The organism is Parabacteroides sp. AF48-14, assembly GCF_003477465.1.
GTDB classification, from domain to species: domain Bacteria; phylum Bacteroidota; class Bacteroidia; order Bacteroidales; family Tannerellaceae; genus Parabacteroides; species Parabacteroides acidifaciens.
Map to the genome: position 1 here is coordinate 1 of NZ_QUDI01000061.1, position 21,319 is coordinate 21,319.

The 21,319-nt window shown below is 37.7% G+C and carries 14 protein-coding genes and 2 pseudogenes; 15 read left to right on the forward strand and 1 reads right to left on the reverse strand.

The features are described 5' to 3' along the window. Window positions 1–174: 174 nt before the first annotated feature. On the reverse strand, window positions 175–759 hold the full coding sequence (locus DW083_RS20100; protein ID WP_122333639.1) for an RNA polymerase sigma-70 factor: 585 nt from the start codon (window positions 757–759) through the stop codon (window positions 175–177). A 139-nt stretch (window positions 760–898) separates the two neighbouring features. On the opposite strand from DW083_RS20100, the gene DW083_RS20105 reads away from it, so the two are divergent. The 15 genes and pseudogenes from DW083_RS20105 to DW083_RS20170 form a co-directional block, all read left to right on the forward strand. Beyond that, on the forward strand, window positions 899–1,834 hold the full coding sequence (locus DW083_RS20105) for a FecR family protein (RefSeq protein WP_122333649.1): 936 nt from the start codon (window positions 899–901) through the stop codon (window positions 1,832–1,834). 251 nt (window positions 1,835–2,085) lie between these two features. Next, the gene (locus DW083_RS20115; protein WP_255419846.1) at window positions 2,086–4,440 is read left to right on the forward strand and encodes a SusC/RagA family TonB-linked outer membrane protein; all 2,355 of its coding nucleotides are present in this window, start codon (window positions 2,086–2,088) and stop codon (window positions 4,438–4,440) included. After that, the gene (locus DW083_RS23455) at window positions 4,407–5,411 is read left to right on the forward strand and encodes a TonB-dependent receptor domain-containing protein (RefSeq protein WP_255419847.1); all 1,005 of its coding nucleotides are present in this window, start codon (window positions 4,407–4,409) and stop codon (window positions 5,409–5,411) included. Before DW083_RS20115 ends, DW083_RS23455 begins: the two co-directional genes overlap by 34 nt. 19 nt (window positions 5,412–5,430) lie before the next feature. Continuing rightward, window positions 5,431–6,924: a RagB/SusD family nutrient uptake outer membrane protein gene (locus DW083_RS20120; RefSeq protein ID WP_255419848.1), complete on the forward strand. Its 1,494-nt coding sequence runs from the start codon at window positions 5,431–5,433 to the stop codon at window positions 6,922–6,924. After that, complete coding sequence (locus tag DW083_RS23460; RefSeq protein WP_255419849.1) at window positions 6,891–7,145, forward strand: RagB/SusD family nutrient uptake outer membrane protein; 255 nt, start codon at window positions 6,891–6,893, stop codon at window positions 7,143–7,145. The genes DW083_RS20120 and DW083_RS23460 overlap by 34 nt, the downstream gene beginning before the upstream one ends. A gap of 67 nt (window positions 7,146–7,212) precedes the next feature. Beyond that, complete coding sequence (locus tag DW083_RS20125) at window positions 7,213–8,010, forward strand: family 16 glycosylhydrolase (protein WP_122333640.1); 798 nt, start codon at window positions 7,213–7,215, stop codon at window positions 8,008–8,010. Window positions 8,011–8,022: 12 nt separating this feature from the next. After that, window positions 8,023–10,407 carry an FAD-dependent oxidoreductase gene (locus DW083_RS20130; RefSeq protein ID WP_122333641.1) on the forward strand — a complete coding sequence of 795 codons (2,385 nt, stop codon included), beginning with the start codon at window positions 8,023–8,025 and terminating at the stop codon, window positions 10,405–10,407. Window positions 10,408–10,419: 12 nt separating this feature from the next. Then, window positions 10,420–11,412: a nucleoside hydrolase gene (locus DW083_RS20135; protein WP_122333642.1), complete on the forward strand. Its 993-nt coding sequence runs from the start codon at window positions 10,420–10,422 to the stop codon at window positions 11,410–11,412. Between the two features lie 79 nt (window positions 11,413–11,491). Next, window positions 11,492–12,900 (forward strand): annotated as a pseudogene (locus DW083_RS20140) (glycoside hydrolase family 97 catalytic domain-containing protein); the annotation flags it as partial. A gap of 87 nt (window positions 12,901–12,987) precedes the next feature. Then, the gene (locus tag DW083_RS23195) at window positions 12,988–13,302 is read left to right on the forward strand and encodes a glycoside hydrolase family 97 C-terminal domain-containing protein (RefSeq protein WP_255419850.1); all 315 of its coding nucleotides are present in this window, start codon (window positions 12,988–12,990) and stop codon (window positions 13,300–13,302) included. Next, the gene (locus DW083_RS20150) at window positions 13,299–16,412 is read left to right on the forward strand and encodes a glycosyl hydrolase (protein ID WP_158582147.1); all 3,114 of its coding nucleotides are present in this window, start codon (window positions 13,299–13,301) and stop codon (window positions 16,410–16,412) included. The genes DW083_RS23195 and DW083_RS20150 overlap by 4 nt, the downstream gene beginning before the upstream one ends. A 2-nt stretch (window positions 16,413–16,414) precedes the next feature. Beyond that, window positions 16,415–17,443 carry a family 43 glycosylhydrolase gene (locus DW083_RS20155; RefSeq protein ID WP_122333646.1) on the forward strand — a complete coding sequence of 343 codons (1,029 nt, stop codon included), beginning with the start codon at window positions 16,415–16,417 and terminating at the stop codon, window positions 17,441–17,443. A 63-nt stretch (window positions 17,444–17,506) separates the two neighbouring features. Continuing rightward, complete coding sequence (locus DW083_RS20160; protein ID WP_122333647.1) at window positions 17,507–18,904, forward strand: FAD-dependent oxidoreductase; 1,398 nt, start codon at window positions 17,507–17,509, stop codon at window positions 18,902–18,904. A gap of 82 nt (window positions 18,905–18,986) precedes the next feature. Then, window positions 18,987–20,852 (forward strand): FAD-dependent oxidoreductase, encoded by a 1,866-nt coding sequence (locus tag DW083_RS20165; protein ID WP_122333648.1) that lies wholly within the window; start codon window positions 18,987–18,989, stop codon window positions 20,850–20,852. 115 nt (window positions 20,853–20,967) lie between these two features. Continuing rightward, a pseudogene (locus DW083_RS20170) lies at window positions 20,968–21,319 on the forward strand (hypothetical protein); the annotation flags it as partial.

Here is a 21,319-nt window from a genome sequence, read left to right on the forward strand (position 1 = left end):
GATAAGCTTTTGCAAAATGGAGTAGATTGTGAACTTCATCTCTTTGAAGGTGCCGGACATCCGATCTTCTTATATAGAAAACCGCTTACGGATGATTATTATAAAATCCAGAAATTGACGGATAACTTTTTGAGAAGGTATGGATTTCTATAGGTCTCAAAATATATTTAAATTTTAGTTATTTAGTAGGAGTAATAAGAGCGGAAGATAATCTTTCAATTCTTTTTTTAGAATTTCAAGAGCTTTGTTCCGATAGCGTTCGACTGTGCGAATAGAAACACCCATTATTTCAGCTATTTCCTCCATACTTTTTTGTTCCATCCGGCTCATTTCAAAAGCCATTCTATATTCTGGAGGTAATTTTTCCAGAGTTTTGGCTAATAAAGCTTCCAATTCATTTAGTGTGTATAAATCTTCTTCTCCGTTTGAGTATAGGGGAGGATTTTCAATGATTTTATTTTGGTATTCCTGTATATAGCTTTGTTTCCTCAAATAATTCAGACTTAAATTTTTTACGCTGGTGACCAAATAATTCCGGGCGGAAATATTCGCAGTTATAGATTTTCTCTTTTCCCAAATATTGAAAAAGACATCCTGCACAATGTCTTCCCGTACGTCTCGGTCCTCGATGTAACGTTTGGCAAATAGACAGAGAGCTGCATAATAATGTTCAAATAGAGAACGATATGCTGCTTCGTCATCATTTACGGATATGCTCCATAAGAGATGATCGACATTGGGTGTGTTAATATTTTTCATAATTATTCATAATATTCCTTTTCCTTTGTAATGGACAAATGTAGTAAAATTGAAGAAAGATAAAAATTTTTTCTTTGAAAAATATAAAAAGTGTGTCGGGTTAGTGTAGTTCGTGTGTCTATTATTAAAAGAGAATAAAATGACAGAGCATATAGATAATATAAAAGCTACTATTCGTATTGCTAAGGCAATAGATGAAGACATTCGCGAATACAAATCGTTTGATGTTCAGGCTGCATATCTAAAGAATAGAAAGAAATTGGGTATGATTCGGGAAAAATATACTTTTACTTATTATGTGCTACGGATTGCGGCTGTTTTATTGCTGCCATTGATGATTTCAACAGGGGTGTTGTCTTATTTATATATCCGGCAATTGAAGCAGATTGATACGATTTCTTATTTGGAAGCATCGTCTGCTCCAGGCATTGTAACCCAAATATTGTTGCCGGATAGTTCCCGGGTTTGGTTAAATGCAGGTAGTACGCTTCGATATCCTTCCCGTTTTTCGGAAAAGGATAGAAATGTCCAATTGAGTGGTGAGGGATATTTTGAGGTGCAGTCTAATAGAGAACATCCGTTTTATGTATCTTTATATAATGGTATTCGAGTAATGGCTCACGGCACCAAATTTAATGTAAACGCATATGAAAATGATTCTATTATGGAAACAACTTTGGAAACAGGCCGAGTGGATGTTTTGTCCGGTTCTTCTCGTACTGTGACCTTAAAGCCAAATGAACTGGTTACTTATAATAAAAAAGAGAAACGATTTACTATAAAGACAGTCAATATAGAAGAAAAAATTGCTTGGAAAGATGGCCGCTTGATTTTTCGTAATGAATCTTTAGATGGGGTTCTTAAGCAATTATCCAGGCGATATAATATTGATATTGTTTTGCATAAAGAGAGTACGAAAGATTATAAGTTTAGGGCTACTTTTTCAACAGAAGATATCACACAAATATTAAATTATTTGCGTTTGGCTGCCCCTATAGAGTGGGCTGTTACTAAACCGGAACAACAAAAAGATATGACTTATCCAAGGCAACGGATAGATGTTTGGTTGAAGTAGCAAGTAATTAGTAACTGAAAATTTGTTAACTAAAAAAGAAAGGAGAATGTATATGGTATAGACTAAATGTGAAATAAAAAATGACAGGTATACGGGTTTAGTTATACCTGTCTTGTGGAAAAATAAATTAAGATCTATATTGATAGGACTTAATCATATTAAATTAAAAATCCAAGTACAAAGTTATGAAAATTCTAAAATTATCCACGAATGAGGATTTTCCTCATTATTTACTTAAATCGATGCGTATTATGAAAGTTGGTTTATTTCTGTTATTCATCGTGATTGCTCAACTACATGCAGCAACTTCTTATTCACAAAATGTAGTAATCAATCTGTCTTTGAAAAATGTGACAGTCGAGCAAGTCTTGGACCAGATAGAGAGTAGCACAGAATTTTCTTTTTTATTTACAGATAAGTCTGTAGATATAAAACGGAAAGTAGACATTGATATAACTGCAAAGAATATCAATGAGACATTGACTGTGTTATTTAAAGGTACAGATGTTCAATTTAATATTGTTGACAAACAAGTAATCTTGTCAAACAAAAGTTTTAAGCAAGGAGATGTTTCTCAAGAAAAGGCTTTAACAGGTGTGATTGTTGATGTAAATGGTGAACCGATTATTGGAGCAAATATAGTTGAGAAGGGCACATCTAATGGTACTATTACAGATGCGGAAGGGAGGTTCTCCCTTAATGTGGCGTCTGACGCCACATTAATAATATCCTATATAGGATATGTAACGATCGAGGTTCCGACAGTGGGAAAAAAAGCTATAACTATAACAATGAAGGAAGATTCAGAAGCTTTAGATGAAGTCATTGTTGTTGGATACGGAACTCAGAAAAAAGCTAATTTAACAGGATCCGTTGAAGCTGTGAAAGGACAGGATTTAACAAAACGTCCTGTGATGAGTACTAGCTTAGCTTTACAAGGATTGGCATCAGGTGTGACTGTCACATCCAGTTCTGGCCAACCAGGTAAAGAAGGTGAAGCAATCCGTATCAGAGGTATTGGAACCATGAATAATAATGATCCATTGGTATTGGTGGATGGTGTTGCCAGTTCGGTTAATGCAGTTAATCCTAACGATATTGAAAGTATTTCAATTTTGAAAGATGCAGCTTCTTCTGCAATCTATGGTTCCCGTGCTTCCAATGGGGTGATTCTTATTACGACAAAAAGAGCAAAAACGAATGATTTTGCAATCAATTTTAGTGCGAATGTCGGGCTTCAAACTCCAGTTGATTTACCAAAGTTCTTAGGAGCAATTGATTATCTGGAATTATATGATTTGGCTTCTGCCAATGATAACAGGAATGATGATGGTACCCCGGGAGGAGTTGTTTATGGCAATGATTACATAAATAACTATAAAGCAAATATGGCTACAGATCCTTATCGTTATCCTAATACAGATTGGGCAAAAGTTACTTATAAGACTCCGGCTGTTCAACAGTCTTATAATTTAAGTATGAGTGGCGGTACTGATAAATTGAAAGCCTTTGTTTCTATGAATGTACAGGACCAGGAAGGTATTTTCCCAGATACAAAACTGGATCGCTATAGCTTGCGTGTGAATACGGATTATAAGTTCTCAGAGAAGTTTTCAGCAGGAATTGACTTCTCAGGGCGCTATTCAAATGTAGAAGAACCATATGGTGCTGATTTTGCGATGGGAGAGGTTCGTCGAACAGCTCCAATTTATGGGACTGTAAATGAATTTGGCCAATTAGCATATCCTAAATTAGGAACGAACACCTATGCGACCAGTCGAAAAGAGTTTGCCGGATATAATAAAGATCGCTATCATGAAGGTCTTGTTAATTTCAAAGCTTCCTACAAACCATTTGATTTTTTAAGTTTTGACTTGTCTTATGCTCCTAAATTTAATTGGAAGACAACAAAGAAGCATCAAAAGACAATTGATTATTATGATGCAGATGGAAATGCCGCGTTTACATATCCAACAAAACAAACGCTTGATTTGATAAATGAATATTCACTAAATCAGGATGTTAAGTTCTTGATAAATTTCCAGAAAAGTTTTGGTATGCATAACTTGACTGCATTAGCCGGTTTCCAGCAAATTACAAATTATTGGGAAAATGAAAAGGGATATCGTGAAGGAAGTAAATTCTCATATGACCAGTTAAATGCATTTCCGGTATTAAATCAGAGAGGAGAAGGAGAAGCTAATGAATGGGCACTGCAATCATATTTTGGTCGAATTAACTATGACTTTAAAGGGAAGTATCTGTTAGAAGCGAATGTTCGCTATGATGGATCTTCAAGATTTGCATCAGGGCATAAGTGGGGAGTTTTCCCCTCATTCTCTGCTGGATGGCGTTTCTCTGAAGAACGCTTTATGGAAAATATGAAATGGCTTAATAATGCTAAATTACGTGGGTCTTGGGGTACTTTAGGTAACCAGGAAGGCTTGGGAAGCAATTATCCATTCTCTATGGATATAAATCTTAATCAGCAAATTGTTTTTAATCAGTTAGTAGCTGAAGGATATGCTGCTACCGATTATGCAATGAGAGATATACCTGGGAAACTACGGAAATGGCTGATATCGGGTTGGATTTGGGATTCTTAAATAATAGGTTGAATGTTGTATTTGATTATTATATTAAGACTACTCGTGATATTTTGATGAGTATGGATATTCCGGCTGTAATGGGTTATGGTAATCAACCGAAGCAGAATGCTGGAAAAGTTCGGAATAAAGGTTGGGATTTGAATTTAACCTGGAACGACCAGGTTGGTGATTTTTATTACCGTGTAGCAGCTTCTCTTTCTGATGTAAAAAATGAGGTTCTTGATATGAAAGGAATTGTGAAGAATTTTGATAATATTTTTACAAATCGTGAGGGATATCCATTGAATTCATTATGGGGATTGCAGGCTGATGGTTTATTTCCAACGTTTGAAGATGCAAGGAATTATGGAATTACCCAATATGGAAAATTGCAAGGAGGGGATGTTAAATACATAGACCAACCGACCATTGATACTAATGGTGATGGAATTCCCGATACAGGTGATGGTGTTATCACTGGTGATGATTATGTTGTAATGGGAAATACCATACCTCGCTATACATATAGTTTGGATTTGACTATGCAGTATAAGGGATTTGATTTGGGACTATTCTTCCAGGGAGTAGGGAAACGGGATTCTTATATTCGTGATGATTTGGCGTGGGCGTTTAATAATGCAGGAAATGTACAGGAATGGCAAAAAGAGGGAATGTGGCAGGAAGGTATGACGAATGCTGCTTATCCTCGTATGTTTATTGCCAGTGCTAATAACGTAAAACCATCTACCTACTGGAAACAGAATGGTGCATATTTGCGCTTAAAGAATATTCAATTAGGATATACTCTACCACAGAGTTTACTGGGTAATGTCTTTATTAAAGGCGCAAGATTTTATGTCTCATGTCAGAATTTATTAACTTTTGATCATATGATATCTGGTTATGATCCTGAACAAAAAGAAAATGGGGCCCGTAATACAATGCCTTTGGTTAAAACATATTCATTTGGTTTTAATTTGAATTTCTAAATGCATAAAAGTAAATAATATGAAAAAATCGATAATTATAATATTGAGTATTGCAGCATTGACAATGGAAGGATGCGATGTCCTGGATAAATATCCATTGGATAAACCGTCTCAGGAAACCTTTTATACAAATGCTCAGGAAATAAACGGAGGAATTAATGCTTGTTATAAATTTTTACAGGAAACAGATGAAGGTTCCTATGTTTTTCCGATTGTTCTGGATTGTATGTCGGATATCGGTTTTCCCCGACAAGATAATGATTTTAAAACAATAGCAAAAGGGGAGCAGGATGACAAAAACGGAACTGTTGGTAAAACATGGAAGAGGGCTTATCAAGGAATAGGCAGATGTAATAGTATGCTACAAGTTATTGATGAAAAAAGTTCACTTCTCACGGAAAGCGAAATAAAACAATTTAAGGGTGAGGCTCTTTTCTTACGGGCATATTATTATACTCATTTAGTAACTTATTTTGGTGATGTACCCTTGATTTTAAAACCGGTAGTATCTGTTGATGAAGGGTTAAGCGTGACGCGTACTCCCAAAGATCAGGTTATTGATCAGATTTTTGCTGATTATGAGGAAGCGGCTCAATTATTACCTGCGACTTATAGTAAAGCTGCTGATAAAGGGCGTGCAACAAGCGGAACTGCTAATGCTTATAAGGCAAGGGCTGCTTTGTATTTTGCAAAGTGGGATGTCGCAGCTACTGCGGCTCAAGCTGTCATTTCTTCCGGTGTCTATAAGTTATATCCAAAATATGGTGATTTATTCTTGCCGGTAGGATTATGGGATCCTTCAAATCAGGAAATTATCTTGATGAAAGAATATAGTTCGGAGTTGAATCAGTACCATTCCTTACCTCAATATCTTTTGTCCCGTAATGTTTCCGGTTGGGCTTGTTTGGTTCCATCACAAAGTTTGATAGATTCTTATCAGTGTATTGATGGTAAAAATATAGCAGAGTCTCCGTTGTTTGACAAAAAAGCACCGTTTGAACATCGTGACCCCCGTTTGAAATTGAGTTTTGTAATGCCTGGAGATCGTTTTGGCGATTATCGTTTTGAAAGTCATGTAGATAGTACGACTTGTTACAATTATGTAACAGATTCATGGGTGACAAATAATGATTGTTATTCTGTCAATCAATATACTTCTTATACCGGGTATTATCCAAGGAAATATGCGGATATGGATTATAAAGATAAAAGAACTCAGGGGGATTATCCTCTTATCTTGTGTCGGTATGCTGAAGTTCTTTTGACTTATGCAGAAGCAAAGATTGAAATGAATCAAATCGATCAGTCTGTAGTGGATGCCATTAATGAATTAAGAACTGCTCGTGAAGATGTCAAGATGCCAGCATTTTCATTAAGTGATTTTGCAAATCAGAATGATGCTCGTTTGAAGGTTCGGTTGGAGCGCAAGATAGAACTTGCCTTTGAAGGATTCCGGTTTACAGATTTACGCCGTTGGGGATGGGCAAATATTTATGGAACCGTCCGGTTTTAGGAAGGCCATTTAAGGGGGCCATCGCAGAATGGCCTGATGTGTCGTTTGACGAAAATGGAGAGCCGGAATATAAAGGATGGCAAAATTATGCTCCGCACCCATCAACCGATTATCGTATTGTAGAGAATCGTTTGTTTACTCAAGGTAGAGATGAACTATGGCCGATTCCGGAAAGTGAACGGAATTTGAATCCTGGTTTGGCACAGAATCCTGGATATTAATCTTTTAGAAAGGGATACATGTGCGTGTTGAATGTGTGTCCCTTTTCAATTCTTAAATCTATAATCCATGAAAAAGTATATATGTATTGTTAGTATCCTGTTTTTTGTATATAATTCGGGTATTAATGCTCAAAAAGTAATTAACCCTGAGAATAAGGAAAATTGGGAATTAATATGGTCTGATGAGTTTGATTATCTGGATCGTAATGAGTTATTATTGGTTTGGGAAGCTCAAAATGCCCCTAATAGCCATATCTTGTGTAGTAGATGGGAAGAAAATGTTGAAGTGGTTGATGGTATGGTCCGACTGGTCAATCGTAAAGAAAACCGGGGCGGGCAGGAATGGACATCTGGTAGTATATGGACAAGGCGTAATTTTAAATATGGTTATTTTGAGTGCAGATACAAGTATGCCAGCGAAACCGGGACAAATAATTCATTTTGGCTGATGACTCGTCAGAATGATCCAGAGCCAAACCAGGGAAAGCGCTTTGAAATAGATATTAATGAAGGACATTATCCCAATGAGGTTAATACAAATATTCACAATTGGTCTGATAGTTCTGTCAACTCCAACGGGAAAACAGAGCATCCAACATCTCATAAATCTTATAATTATCCTTTAAAGGATTTTTCTCAAGACTTTCATGTTTTTGGTATGGAATGGACTGAAAATGAGATTGTATTTTATTTGGATAGGATGGAAATTCGTCGTGTGAAAAATAATTTTTGTTTTTCCCCAGCTCCAATGATGTTAAGTTTAGCCATTATAAATTGGGCTGGAGAAGTTACAGATAAAATAGATCGGACTTTTATGGAAATAGATTATGTGCGAGTATATAAAGATAAGAATTGGACACATTAAAAAGTAAAGAACATGGAAACACCTAATAGAATAAGACGACGTACTTTTTTTAAAACTTGTGGATTAGCATTTGTTGGGATGGGATTGCCTGAAAAGAGTATTGCAACAAAAAATATTGATGTAACTAATGCTTTACAGGTTGATGTTAATCGATTATCATCTCAGGAATTACCTTGTATAAAAAAACAGGTTGATTATGTAGTGGTAGGTGGTGGCGTAGCTGGTGTTTGTTCTGCTATTACAGCTGCTCGTGCCGGATTGAAGGTTGTCTTAATTCAAGATCGTCCAGTATTGGGTGGAAATGCTTCGAGTGAAGTTCGCCTTTGGGTTTTGGGGGCGACCAGCCATATGGGAAATAATAATCGTTGGGCTCGTGAAGGAGGTGTGTTAGATGAGTTAATAGTAGAGAATATCTATAGAAATAAAGAAGGAAATCCTATTTTTTTTGATGCTTTATTATTAGAAAAAGTCTGGGCGGAGCCGAATATCTCACTTTTATTGAATACGGCTGTTTATGCTATAGAAATGGATGGACCGAACCAGGTGGGAAAAGTTATTGCTTTTTGTAGTCAAAATTCAACCCAATATGAGATTGGTGCCTCATACTTTTGTGATACATCCGGCGATGGTATTGTTGGTTTCCTTGCTGGTGCTGCATTTAGAGTTGGTGCTGAAAAAGGCGATGTTTTCGGTGAAAAATTTATTCTTCCAGATGATTATGGAAAGTTGTTGGGGCATTCTATGTATTTTTATAGTAAAGATGCAGGACATCCTGTTAAATATGTAGCTCCGGCTTTTGCTTTGAAAGATATTGAAGAAAAGGTTCCCCGATATAAAGATATACAGCGCGATTCGAGTGGATGTCGTCTATGGTGGTTGGAATGGGGAGATGATTTAGATCATGTTTTTGAATCAGAAAAAATTAAGGATGAATTGTGGAGGGTTGTTTATGGCGTATGGGATTATATTAAGAATTCCGGCAAGTTTAAAGATGTGGAAAATCTGACTCTTGAATGGGTCAGTACAATTCCTGGAAAACGTGAAAGTCGTCGTTTTGAAGGTGATTATGTTTTAAAGCAACAAGATATTATCGAACAGAAAAATTTTGAAGATGCTATAGCCTACGGGGGATGGGCGATTGATCTACATCCGGGGGCAGGGGTATATAGTAATTATCCAGGGTGTACTCAATATCATAGTAAAGGTGTTTATACGATCCCATATCGTTCTATTTATAGTCGTAATATTACTAACCTATTCTTTGGTGGACGATTAATTAGTGTATCTCATATAGCGTTCGGTTCTACTCGTGTCATCGCGACTGGAACATTATGTGCACAGGCTGCTGCTTTAGCTGCTGTTATTTGTAAAAAGAATAATATTTCTCCTAAAGAAGTGTATTCCAAAGGGTTTGTGAAGAAGTTGCAAATGGATTTGATGCAAACAGGGCATTATATACCATGTATTAAGCTTGAAAATGAGGATGACTTAGCATTAAAGGGGAAGATATTCTTAAGTGACTTTTTACGTTTGTCTGAATTACCGGAGGATGGAACTTGGAGATCTTTGAAGAATGATATTGGTATGTTGCTTCCTTTGGGTAAAGGTAAGATTCCTGAATTTACTTTTACAGTAAAGGCAGAAGAAGCGACTACACTTGATTTTGAATTCTATGTCAGTTCTCGCTTGGGAAATTATACACCGGATATCTGTTTATCGAAAAAAAACTATAGTATTGAAAAGGGGGTTTCTTCTGTTCGGGTGAAATATGGAGTATCATTGAAAGAAGAGCAATATGGATTGGTTGTGGTAAAGAAAAAAGAGAATGTTTCAGTTGCTCAATCTAATGTGAGATTGACAGGTGTATTGTCTTTATTTCAGGGTAGGATCCAAAAGAAAGATGATAAATATGGAGTGGATGAAATACCATTCTATACTCCTGAACGTAGGCCCGGAGGTAAAAACCTGGCGATAAAAATAGCGCCAGCTTTGGATCGTTTTGGATTGTCTCAATTGCAAACAGGTGTATTTCGTCCTGCAAATGGAAATGTGAATGCTTGGGTTGCCCCGTTGTATTGTAAAACGGCTAGACTTGAATGCCGTTGGAATGCTGTCCAGGTAATTAAACGAATCATATTGTGGTTTGATTTGGATTATGATCATGCTATGGAATCTTGTTTAATGGGGCATCCGGAAAGTATAATGCCGTTCTGTATCCAACATTACAAAATTAAGGATGATTCAGGACATATCATCTATGAAGTCACCGAAAATCATCAGGCTAAAAATGAAATTTGTTTGCATAATGGTATTAGAACAAATTCTTTAACTGTTGAATTATATCAGACTAGTCCGCATATTCCTATTTCTTTATTTGGAATGCAAGTATTTAAATAATATCTATCCTATATGATAAAGTTAAGATATTTAATTCTCTGTTTATTGTTTTGTTCATTTTATTCTTGCCATCAGAATTCTTGTCCTGATGTTCCTCTGATTATATTGGATACTGATTTTGGACCAGATTATGATGATGTTGGAGCTGTTGCTTTTTTGCATTGTGCAGCCGATAAGGGGGAAGCAAGGATATTATCAACGATTGTCTCTAATAGACATCCTTTGGCCGCTCCTTGTTTGGATATTGTAAATATGTATTATAATAGATCGGATATCCCTATTGGAGCTCCTAAAAAAGGTGATGTAAATATTGGTTCATGGGAGAACTGGCTAGATACGATTTATGCCAATTATCCACATCGTTTACTCTCAACGGAAGATGTTCCTGATGCTGTTGAAGTGTATAGAAGAATACTTTCAGAATCAAAAAATAAAAGTGTAACGATTGTAACAATTGGTTTTTTTACAAATCTTTTCCATTTATTGGAATCATTACCAGATCAATACAGTGAGTTGTCGGGGGTGGATTTAGTTAAGTTGAAGGTCCGCAAATTAGTGAGTATGGCTGGTGAATTTCCTAATGGATATGAAACTAATATAAAAGTGGATAGTAAAGCCTCTAAATATGTCGTGGAGAATTGGCCTACAGAATTTGTTTTCAGTGGAGCTGAGATCGGGAGACATGTGAAAACAGGAGTCCGGCTAATTCAGGATACAACAATTATTAAGAGTCCAGTAAAAGATATTTATGCCTATGTAATGAGCCGGATAGAAAGAGATCGTTATGGGCGTTCCAGTTATGATCAGACTGCTGTTTTGCATGCGATTTACGGTTGTAATCCTTTTTTTGAAGAAGAAAAGGGTACATTTGTAGTTGACGAAGAAGGACATAATAGCTGGATAAAGTCTAAGAACGGGAAGCATACGCGTCTAATTCTGAAATCTGATAGTGTAATTCTTGCTACTTATATTGAAGATAAGATGATGCATAAACCTTCTAAATAGTTATTTTGAAATGAAAAATATAAGATTAATTATTTACATAATTATTTCATCATGCCTTCTTTCATGTTCTTCGGATTTGATGCAAAGTCCGAATAAGAATGTTTGTGCATCTTTATTTATAAATGAAGGGTGTTTATATTATACTGTTTCTTTTCATGGGGTCCCGGTTATTAATCCTTCCCGATTAGGAATTGCGCTTGGTTGTGATACATTAAGTGAACCTATTTCAATCAAACAAGTAGGTAAAAGGATAATTGATGAGCGATATGGGACTCGTGGATTTCATACGGAGGCAATAAATAAAGCTGTTGAGTTTACCTATGAAGTCAGTTCTCCTAAAATCTGTTTTTTATGGCAGGCACGTATTTTTGAGGATGGATTGGCTTTTCGTTATATTTTGAATGAGAATAATTTTGTAAAAGTGAGTAAAGAGCTGACTACGTTTACACCTCCCCGGCAAATACCTGTATGGTATTTTGAGCGACCAAACCATTGGAAATTGAAAAGCTATGCGGGTAATTGGATGTCTACAATGTCGGATAGTCTATATAGTGTTTCTCCGACTGGTCCGGTACAGGGGCCTGTGTTGGTTTATGAACTTCCGGAAAAAAAATATATGGCGATAACAGAAGCAGCACTTTACGATTATAGTGGAATGAGGCTAAATGCAAAATCGGATGCATCTCTTGAGGTGAATTTTACAGAAGGAGAAGATGGCTTTTTTATACAAGGAGATGGAGTGACTCCTTGGCGTGTCGTTCTTTTAGCAGATAATTTGAATGAGTTGGTGAATAGTGATTTGATTACTAATTTGAACCCGGCTCCAGACAGTGAATTATTTGAGGATTCAAGTTGGATTAAGCCAGGAAGATCTGTTTGGAGCTGGTGGTCAAATAGTGAAGGGTATATGACGATGGATTTGGAAAAACACATGATAGATTGTGCGCAGAAGTTAGGATATGAGTATACATTATTGGATGAAGGTTGGGAAAAGTGGAAGGATAAATGGACTGATTTAAAACATATATGTGAATATGCTCATGAACGTAATGTTGGTGTATTTGTATGGAAACATTCTGATCAATTGAATATTCCGGCTGATGATTATCGGATAATGTCTTTATTTTTGGATAGTGTGAAGTCTGCTGGAGCATCCGGTATTAAAATTGATTTTATGAATGGAGAAAGTAAATCGTTGATTGATTTTGATGTAAAAGCCTTGCAGTTTAGTGCAAAGCGTCAGTTAATGGTCGATTTTCACGGTTGCCAGCAACCTCGGGAGAATATCGTACTTATCCAAATGAAATAACAAGGGAGGGTATTAGAGGTTTGGAGTTGAACCGGATGAACGAACACTTAACAGGAAATCATAATGTTGCATTGGTCTTCACTCGTTGTATATTAAATAATGCAGATTATACACCAATTGGATTTTCTAATCCGGGAGAAACATCTTGGGCTCATCAATTGGCAACAGGGTTTGCTTTTACTTCTCCTTTGTTAGTAGTTGCGGAGCATCCGGATACACTCTTAATGAATGAAAAGATTACACCTATGCTCCCATTATTAAAAGCAATGCCGTCGGTATGGGATGAAACAATTGTATTACCAGAAAGTTCGATTTCTTCAATGGCTATACTGGCACGCCGTAAGGGTGATGATTGGTATTGGATTGCTTTAAATGGAGGGACTTCTAATGCAGTAAAGGTAAATGCTGGTTTCTTAGGAAGAGGAACTTGGAAAAGCTACAGTATCATGGATGATATGCAGGATGCCAGGAATGTGATAAAAAATGAAAAAGAAGTTGCCTCTGGAGAAGAATGGATAATCGAGATGAGGCAAAATGGGGGAGCTGTTATACAATTTGTGCGAGAACAGGAGGGAATATGAAACAAAAAATCAGTTTACTATTTATCTGTTTTATTTGGGGGTGTTTTGTTTGTGCGGATGCCCAAAGTGCATTTGATAATTTGAAAAGCCATTTTAAACATGTGCCTAATAAGTATCGTACTGCCCCATTCTGGGTTTGGAATTATAAGGTGACAAAGCCTGAAATAGATCGGATGCTGGTTGATTTCAAAGACAAGGGATTTGGTGGTGTGTTTGTCCATCCTCGCTATGGCATGATTACTGAGTATCTTTCTGATGAATGGTTTGAATTATACAATTATGCAGTTCAACAAGCTGAAAAGTTAGGTTTGGATATCTGGTTATATGATGAGAATGCTTATCCCAGTGGGTTTGCCGGTGGCTTGCTTCCTAACCAGATGCCTGAGTCATATACTCAGGGACAGGGATTACTTCCGATACAGACGACTATGCTTCCTGATGATTATGGTCAATATTTTGTAATTTTGCTGAAAGAAAATGGGAGATATCTGGATATTACTACTGTAGTCTCCAATTATTTAAATAAAAAGGGAAATTATTATCTATATAAGAAAACCTATTATCCAGATAATACACAACCCTCAAGGGCCTGGTATGCAGGTTTCTGTTATACTGATTTATTATTATCGGGAGTAACGGACAAGTTTATTGAAATAACGATGTCGGGCTATGAGAAGAATTTTTTATCGAAGTTTGGAAAAAGCGTTAAAGGTATTTTCTCTGATGAAATTAATATTCGTTCTTCCGGCGGTTTTCGTTGGACACCTGATTTATTTGAAGTTTTCAGCAAAAAGTATGGGTATGATTTGAAAGAGCATTTGCCATCCTTACATTTGGCAGTCGGGGATTGGAAAAAGATTCGGTATGATTATTCCAAGCTACTACTGGATCTTTTTGTAGAGCGTTGGGCAAAGCCTTGGTATGAATACTGTGAGGAACATAATTTGATTTGGACAGGACATTATTGGGAACAAACATGGCCTGGTATAGAACAGGTACCGGATAATATGGCAATGAATGCTTGGCAACAAATGCCGGGTATTGATATGTTGTCAAATACTTTCGATGAGCAAAAGACATCTGCTATGTTTGGAAATATACGTGTGGTAAAGGAAGCGAAGAGTGTTGCAAATCAGTTGGGACGAGAGCGATTGCTATGTGAGGCGTATGGAGGTGGAGGATGGAACATGAACTTCAAAGACTTTAAACGGCATAGCGATTGGTTGAATGTAATGGGTGTGAATTTCATAAACCAACATCTTTCCCATATGAGTTTTTTGGGCGTTCGCAAATATGACTGGCCTCCAATGTTTTCTTCGATGGCTTCTTGGTGGAATGATTATGGAGAAATGAATGAATATCTGGTAAGAATGTCGTATGTTATGACTTTGGGACAGCAAAAGAATAATGTGCTTGTTCTTGAGCCTACTACTACTACCTGGATGTATGCTCAACATATAGGAAATGACGGAAACAATACTGCAAGGAAGATTGGAGATGCTTTTCAACATTTAGTGACAGAGCTATCAAAAAAGCAGATTGAATATGATCTTGGTTGTGAACATATTATTGCACAAAATGGCAAAGTGGATGCGAATAATTTCCTTGTCGGTCAATGTGCGTATTCTACGGTTGTTATTCCTGAATATGTTGAAAATATAGATAGTTCTTGTTTTGCATTGTTGCAAAAATTTGTGCAACAAGGGGGGAGACTTGTATCTTACTCCATTCCAATCTATGTGGATGGAGTAAGATCAGAAGAAGTTATAGAACTGTTTAAGGATAAGCGGGTTATTCGTGCTGAAAGTCTATCGGAAAAGCAATTACAAGCACAATTGGGATCACCCTCTATTTTGTTTACTTCGCAAATCGGAGGAAATTTGTATCATCACCGGAGAGAATATCAAGATGGAGAATTATTATTATTGACTAATTCCTCTTTATCGGAAGCGGCCTCCTTTTCTATAGAAATGAAAGGACAATCTATTATTGATCTGGATGCATTTTCTGGAGAACTTTATACTTTCCCATATAAGAAACAAGGAAATCTTCTTTCTTTTTCAGGATCTTTGGAACCAGCAGGAAGTTTAATACTCTATATAAGCCACCAAGAGGTAAAAGAGGGCAGAAAGAGAAATGCATTTGTAGAGCGCAAAGTGATTGAAAGTGAAAATCAAACAGAAGTTAAGAGGTTGCGGGATAATGCATTGATTATTGATTATTTGGATTTGATACGGAATGATAGTATCTGGGATAATCAATATTTTTTGGATGCTAATTTTGATGTTTTTAGAAAGGCTGGATTCAAAGATGGAAATCCTTGGTTTAGAGCGGTTCAGTTTAAGCAAGATATTATAAATCGGGATATGTCGAAAGTTCCTGGTTTCAGTGTGATTTATTCATTTGAAATATTGAATGACTTAACTGATTTTTCATCGTTAAAAATGTTGTGCGAACGTGCCTCAATGTATGACATTTCAATAAATGGACATCTTCTTGATACGAAAGGAGTACAATATTTGGATAAAGATTTTACTTTATTTTCGATAGGTACTTATTTGCATACCGGAATAAATAAAGTTGAGATGTCAATTGATAAATTTAATGTCGAAGCAGAGATAGAACCGATCTATATTTTAGGTGATTTTGCCGTGGTTACAAATAATAATAAATGGGTGATAAGTGGTAGACAGAATAACTATCTTTTGGGATCGACAAAAGATAGGGGAGCTCCTTTTTATCCATGGGAGATGTGTTATTCAAAATCTTATCACATTGATATGAAGCAGGATTGTTATTATATTTCTGTTCCTAAATGGAAGGGGAGTCTTGTGCAAATTTGGGTGAATGGGCAGAAAGCCGGCCTTGTTTTTACTGATCCCTATAATTTGGACATTACAGATTTTATAAAATCCGGTAAAAATCGAATAGAAGTGAGAGTAATTGGAGGAATGGATAACTTTTTAGGTCCTCACCATAGTAGGAGTAATGGCTCAACTCCTCCTTGGGATTGGCAAAAGCATAATGGGAATGATCATGCGGATGGATATATCCTTACAGATTATGGGCTGTTTGATGATTTTGAGTTGTTTCATGCTAAATATAAATAGATATGCTGTTACGTCTATTCTTTTTATTGGTTTTATGCCCGTCTACTTTGATAGGGCAACAAATGAATTCTCCTTTAGATGGAAGAAAGTATTTTTGTCCCGGACAAATTTGGACAGACTTGAATGGTAATCCTATTAATGCCCATGGTGGGGGAATCATTTATGTAGATGGAACTTATTATTGGTATGGAGAGCATAAATTGTTAGGAAAATCGGAAAGAGAAGGTGCAGATGGAGGTGTTCATTGTTATTCATCTACCGATCTATATAATTGGCAGGATGAAGGGATTATACTGTCTGTTGATTATCAGAATCCTCAAAGCGATATTGCTTTAGGGTGTATTTTAGAGCGTCCCAAAGTGATATATAATAAACGGACGAAATTGTATGTGATGTATTTTAAGTTATACTTGCCTGGCAGAGGCTATGATACCGGATATGTAGGTGTTGCTACGGGTACAAATCCTTCTGGTCCGTTTCAATATAGCCATAAGTTTTTAGGGGCTGGTTCGTCTAAAGGATCGGGAGACTTTTGTATGTTCCAGGATGAGGATGGCAACGTCTATCATTTAACAGTCCGTAAACCGGATAAGGCATTCTGTATAGGACGTTTGCAAGATGATTGTTTATATCCCGAAGGAACATATAAAGTTCTTTCGGATATACCGTTGCATACGGAAGCTCCGGCTATGGTCAGAAAAGATGGTATTTATTATATGATAGGATCAGGGTCTTCTGGCTGGGCTCCGAATGCGGCTCGTTCTTTTTCTACTCAAAATCTGTGGAAAGGATATAAAGATTTAGGAAACCCATGTATTGGAGTGAATACTTATAACCAATTAGGTGCTGAAAAAACATTTGGAGCCCAAATTTCATTTATCTTACCCGTGAAACAACGTCCGGGTTTTTATATCGCAATGTTTGATATTTGGAATCCTGAACGAGCCAGCGATGGACTTTATGTTTGGCTTCCTTTGCGAATTGAAAATGGAAAATTGATTGTCGAATGGAAGGATCAATGGAGTTTTTAATATAGCAAGGATGAAATATGCGATTTGTTTATACTGAATATGATATTATTAAAAGACTGTGTGATGGTAAATAGAAGAAATTTTGTAAAAAAAGCAAGTGTGATGGCTATGACTGCAGCGATGCCAAACTTTGTAAATTCAACATCACAGAACTCTCAGGAAAAGAGTTTGACCTTTAAACATTCAAAGATAAAGGTAGATGATCGATGGGATGTGATTGTTGTAGGTGGAGGACCTGCCGGGTGTACTGCTGCAATTTCTGCAGCCCGGGAAGGTGCTAAGACCTTATTGATAGAGGCTATGGGACAATTGGGGGGGATGGGAACTTCAGGAATGGTTCCTGCTTGGTGCCCGTTTTCTGATGGAGAGAAAATTATATATAGAGGTTTGGCAGAGAAAATATTTAGAGCTTCCAAAAAAGGGGTTCCTCACGAACCTGAGAATAAATTGGATTGGGTAAGTATTAATCCTGAATATTTGATGTCTATTTATGACCGGATGGTAACGAAGGCAGGGGTTAAAGTTTTGTTTTTTTCTCGTTTGGCTACTGTTGAAATGATTTCAAAAGATACAATTGATGCTATTATTGTATCGAATAAAGCAGGACTTGTGGCTTTTAAGAGTAAAGTTTATATTGATGCAACAGGCGATGGCGATTTGGCTGTTTGGGCTGGTGCCTCTTTTAAACGCGGGTATGGGGATGAAGGTGCTGTTCAAAAATCGAGTTTATGTTTTTCTTTTGCAAATATAGACTCTTATGATTATATGAATGGTCCGACATTATATGAATGGAAGAATGAAAAGACACCTCTTTATGTCGCAGTCCGTTCTGGTAAATATCCATTGGTTGATACTCATTTTTGTAATAATTTGATAGGTCCGGATGTCCTTCAATGTAATGCAGGTCATATGGATGTTGATACAACAGATCCTTGGGCAATATCTCAGGCAATGATAACTGGACGAGAGAAGGCTGTTCAATATTTGGAAGCGATGAAGGCTGTCAGACCTTCTACATTTTCAAATGCCTTTATTGTGAGAACAGCATCTTTGCTCGGAGTAAGAGACAGTCGTCGGATTGAGGGTGATTATGTTTTTACAGCGGAAGATTGGAGAGAGCGGAAATCTTTTGAGGATGAGATAGGGCGTAATTGTTATTATATAGATATTCATAGCGGCAAGCATATTCCGGAACACTATAAAAAAGGAGAATCGCATGGCATTCCTTATCGTTGTCTGACCCCTAAAGGGATTAAAAACCTATTGACGGCAGGTCGCTGTATCTCGACAGACGAAGAGGCTTTTGGGAGTACCCGAGTAATGCCATGTTGCTTGGTAACTGGGGAGGCTGCTGGTATGGCTGCTATGCATGCAATTAAACAAGCTAAAAATGATGTGCACGCGATTGATACTTCTTATTTAAGAAAAAGATTGAAAGAAGAAGGGCAATTAATTTTATAGTATAGGTTCTATATGCGTTCATCTGGAAAATATTAAAGAAGAGAAATGAAATTTATATTGTTAAGTTTTAAATATTAATATCATGAAAACTCGTGTAATTTTTACTTTATTGTTACTGATCAGCTTAGGTCATATCCGGGCTGCAGACCTGTTTGTTGAAGCCGAGAGTTTCAGCAATAAAGGAGGCTGGGTGGTTGACCAGCAGTTTATGGATCTGATGGGATCGCCTTACCTTTTGGCACACGGAATGGGTGTGCCAGTGGATGATGCCTATACGGAAGTGACTTTTCCTGCAAAAGGCGAATATTACGTCTATGTTCGTACCTATAACTGGACCTCTCCCTGGAAAAAAGGGGAAGGTCCCGGGAAATTCAGTTTGTCTGTCGGAGGGAAGAAGATGACTTCTCCATTGGGAGCGGAGGGTTCTGCCTGGATGTGGCAGATAGCCGGAAAGGTGTCTGTTAAGAATCTGAAAACCGTGATCAAGCTACACGATTTGACAGGATTTGACGGCCGTTGCGATGCGATCTACTTTACTATGGAAGCCGACAAGATACCTCCGTCGGATATCAAGGAGTTGGAAGCATTTCGTCGTAAAGCATTGGGGTTACCGGATGAAGCACCGGTTGCCGGCAAGTATGATTTGGTAGTTGTGGGTGCCGGTATAGCAGGGATGAGTGCGGCAGTATCGGCCGGCCGTCTGGGGTGTAAGGTGGCTTTGATCAATGATCGTCCTGTAGTCGGTGGAAATAACAGTTCGGAGATACGTGTTCATTTAGGAGGTCGTATCGAAGAAGGAACTTATAAGGAACTTGGCGGTTTACAGAAAGAGTTCGGTCCGGAAAAGGGTGGAAACGCACAACCAGCCGAATATTATGAAGACCAGAAGAAAATGGATTGGCTGGCAGGTGAAAAGAATGTGTCTCTTTTCCTGAACTATCGTGCAATAGGAGTGACAAAGGAGGGAGATAAGATCACATCGGTTGTTGTCAAACACATCGAAAGCGGTAAAGAGTTAAGGTTCGAGGCTCCTCTCTTCTCCGATTGTACGGGAGACGGGACAATCGGTTACTTGGCGGGTGCCGACTACCGTATGGGGCGTGAAGGTCGTGACGAGTATGGTGAGAGCATCGCTCCGGAGAAAGCCGATAAGTTGACGATGGGTTCTTCTGTCCAGTGGTATTCTGTGGATAACAAGAAATCGAGCCCTTTTCCTGAGTTCAACTATGGAGTGGAGTTCAACGACAAGAATTGCGAAAAGGTGATGATGGGAGAATGGACCTGGGAGACAGGCATGAACTTCGACCAGATCAAGGACTTCGAACGCATCCGTGATTATGGAATGCTTGTTGTCTATTCAAACTGGAGTTACCTGAAAAATCGTATGAAGGAAAACGATCCCTATAAGAACCGGAAATTGGGCTGGGTGGCTTATGTTGCCGGCAAGCGTGAATCGCGTCGTCTGATGGGGGATTATATCTTAAAGGAAGACGACATCACGAAAAATGTCTCTCATGAAGATGCCTCTTTTGCTACAACTTGGAGTATCGATTTGCATTGGCAGGACCCGAAAAACAGTGAACATTTTCCGGGCAATGAGTTCAAAGCGGTGACGAAGCATATCCTGATCCATCCGTATGCGGTTCCGTATCGTTGTCTGTATTCGCGTAATGTGGACAATCTGTTTATGGCCGGCCGTAATATAAGCGTGACCCACGTGGCATTGGGAACAGTCCGTGTGATGCGTACGACGGGGATGATGGGAGAGGTGGTAGGTATGGCTGCTTCATTGTGCAAGAAATATGGTGTGACACCCCGTGGTGTTTACCGCTTGCATCTGGATGCTTTGAAGACGTTGATGAAGAAAGGTGTGAATAAGGAAGGACTGCCGAACAACCAGCGTTATAACGAAGGTGGTATATTGAAAGACAAACCGGTTGTTCAATAAATGGAAAAGTGTGGGTGTGTCAAAACTGCCTTGTTCCTGCGCTTGATGCGAAGACAAGTACATTTTGACACCCCCTTTTAATATATGCCCATAAAATATTGCAAGTCTAAAAATCATGAAACATAAAGCTCTTTATTTATATCTGTTATTCTTTTCTTTATTCTCTTATTCGGTTACGCTTGCCGGACAAGAAAAGAAGCAGGAACGGTTTACCATAATGGGATTAGGTGATTCCATTACGGAAGGATCAGATTACTTTACTTGCTATTTGTTTCCGCTTTGGGAGAAATTGTTTACAGCCGGGTATCAGTTTGATTTTATCGGTCCCCGTGAAAGTAAATGCCGGATCGGGACGCTTAGTCATTGTGGTTTCAGCGGCAAGAATGTGGAGTTTTTAGAGTCGAAGATCGACAGTATCTACCGGCTTTATCCGGCAGATATCATCTTGCTCCATGCCGGTCACAACC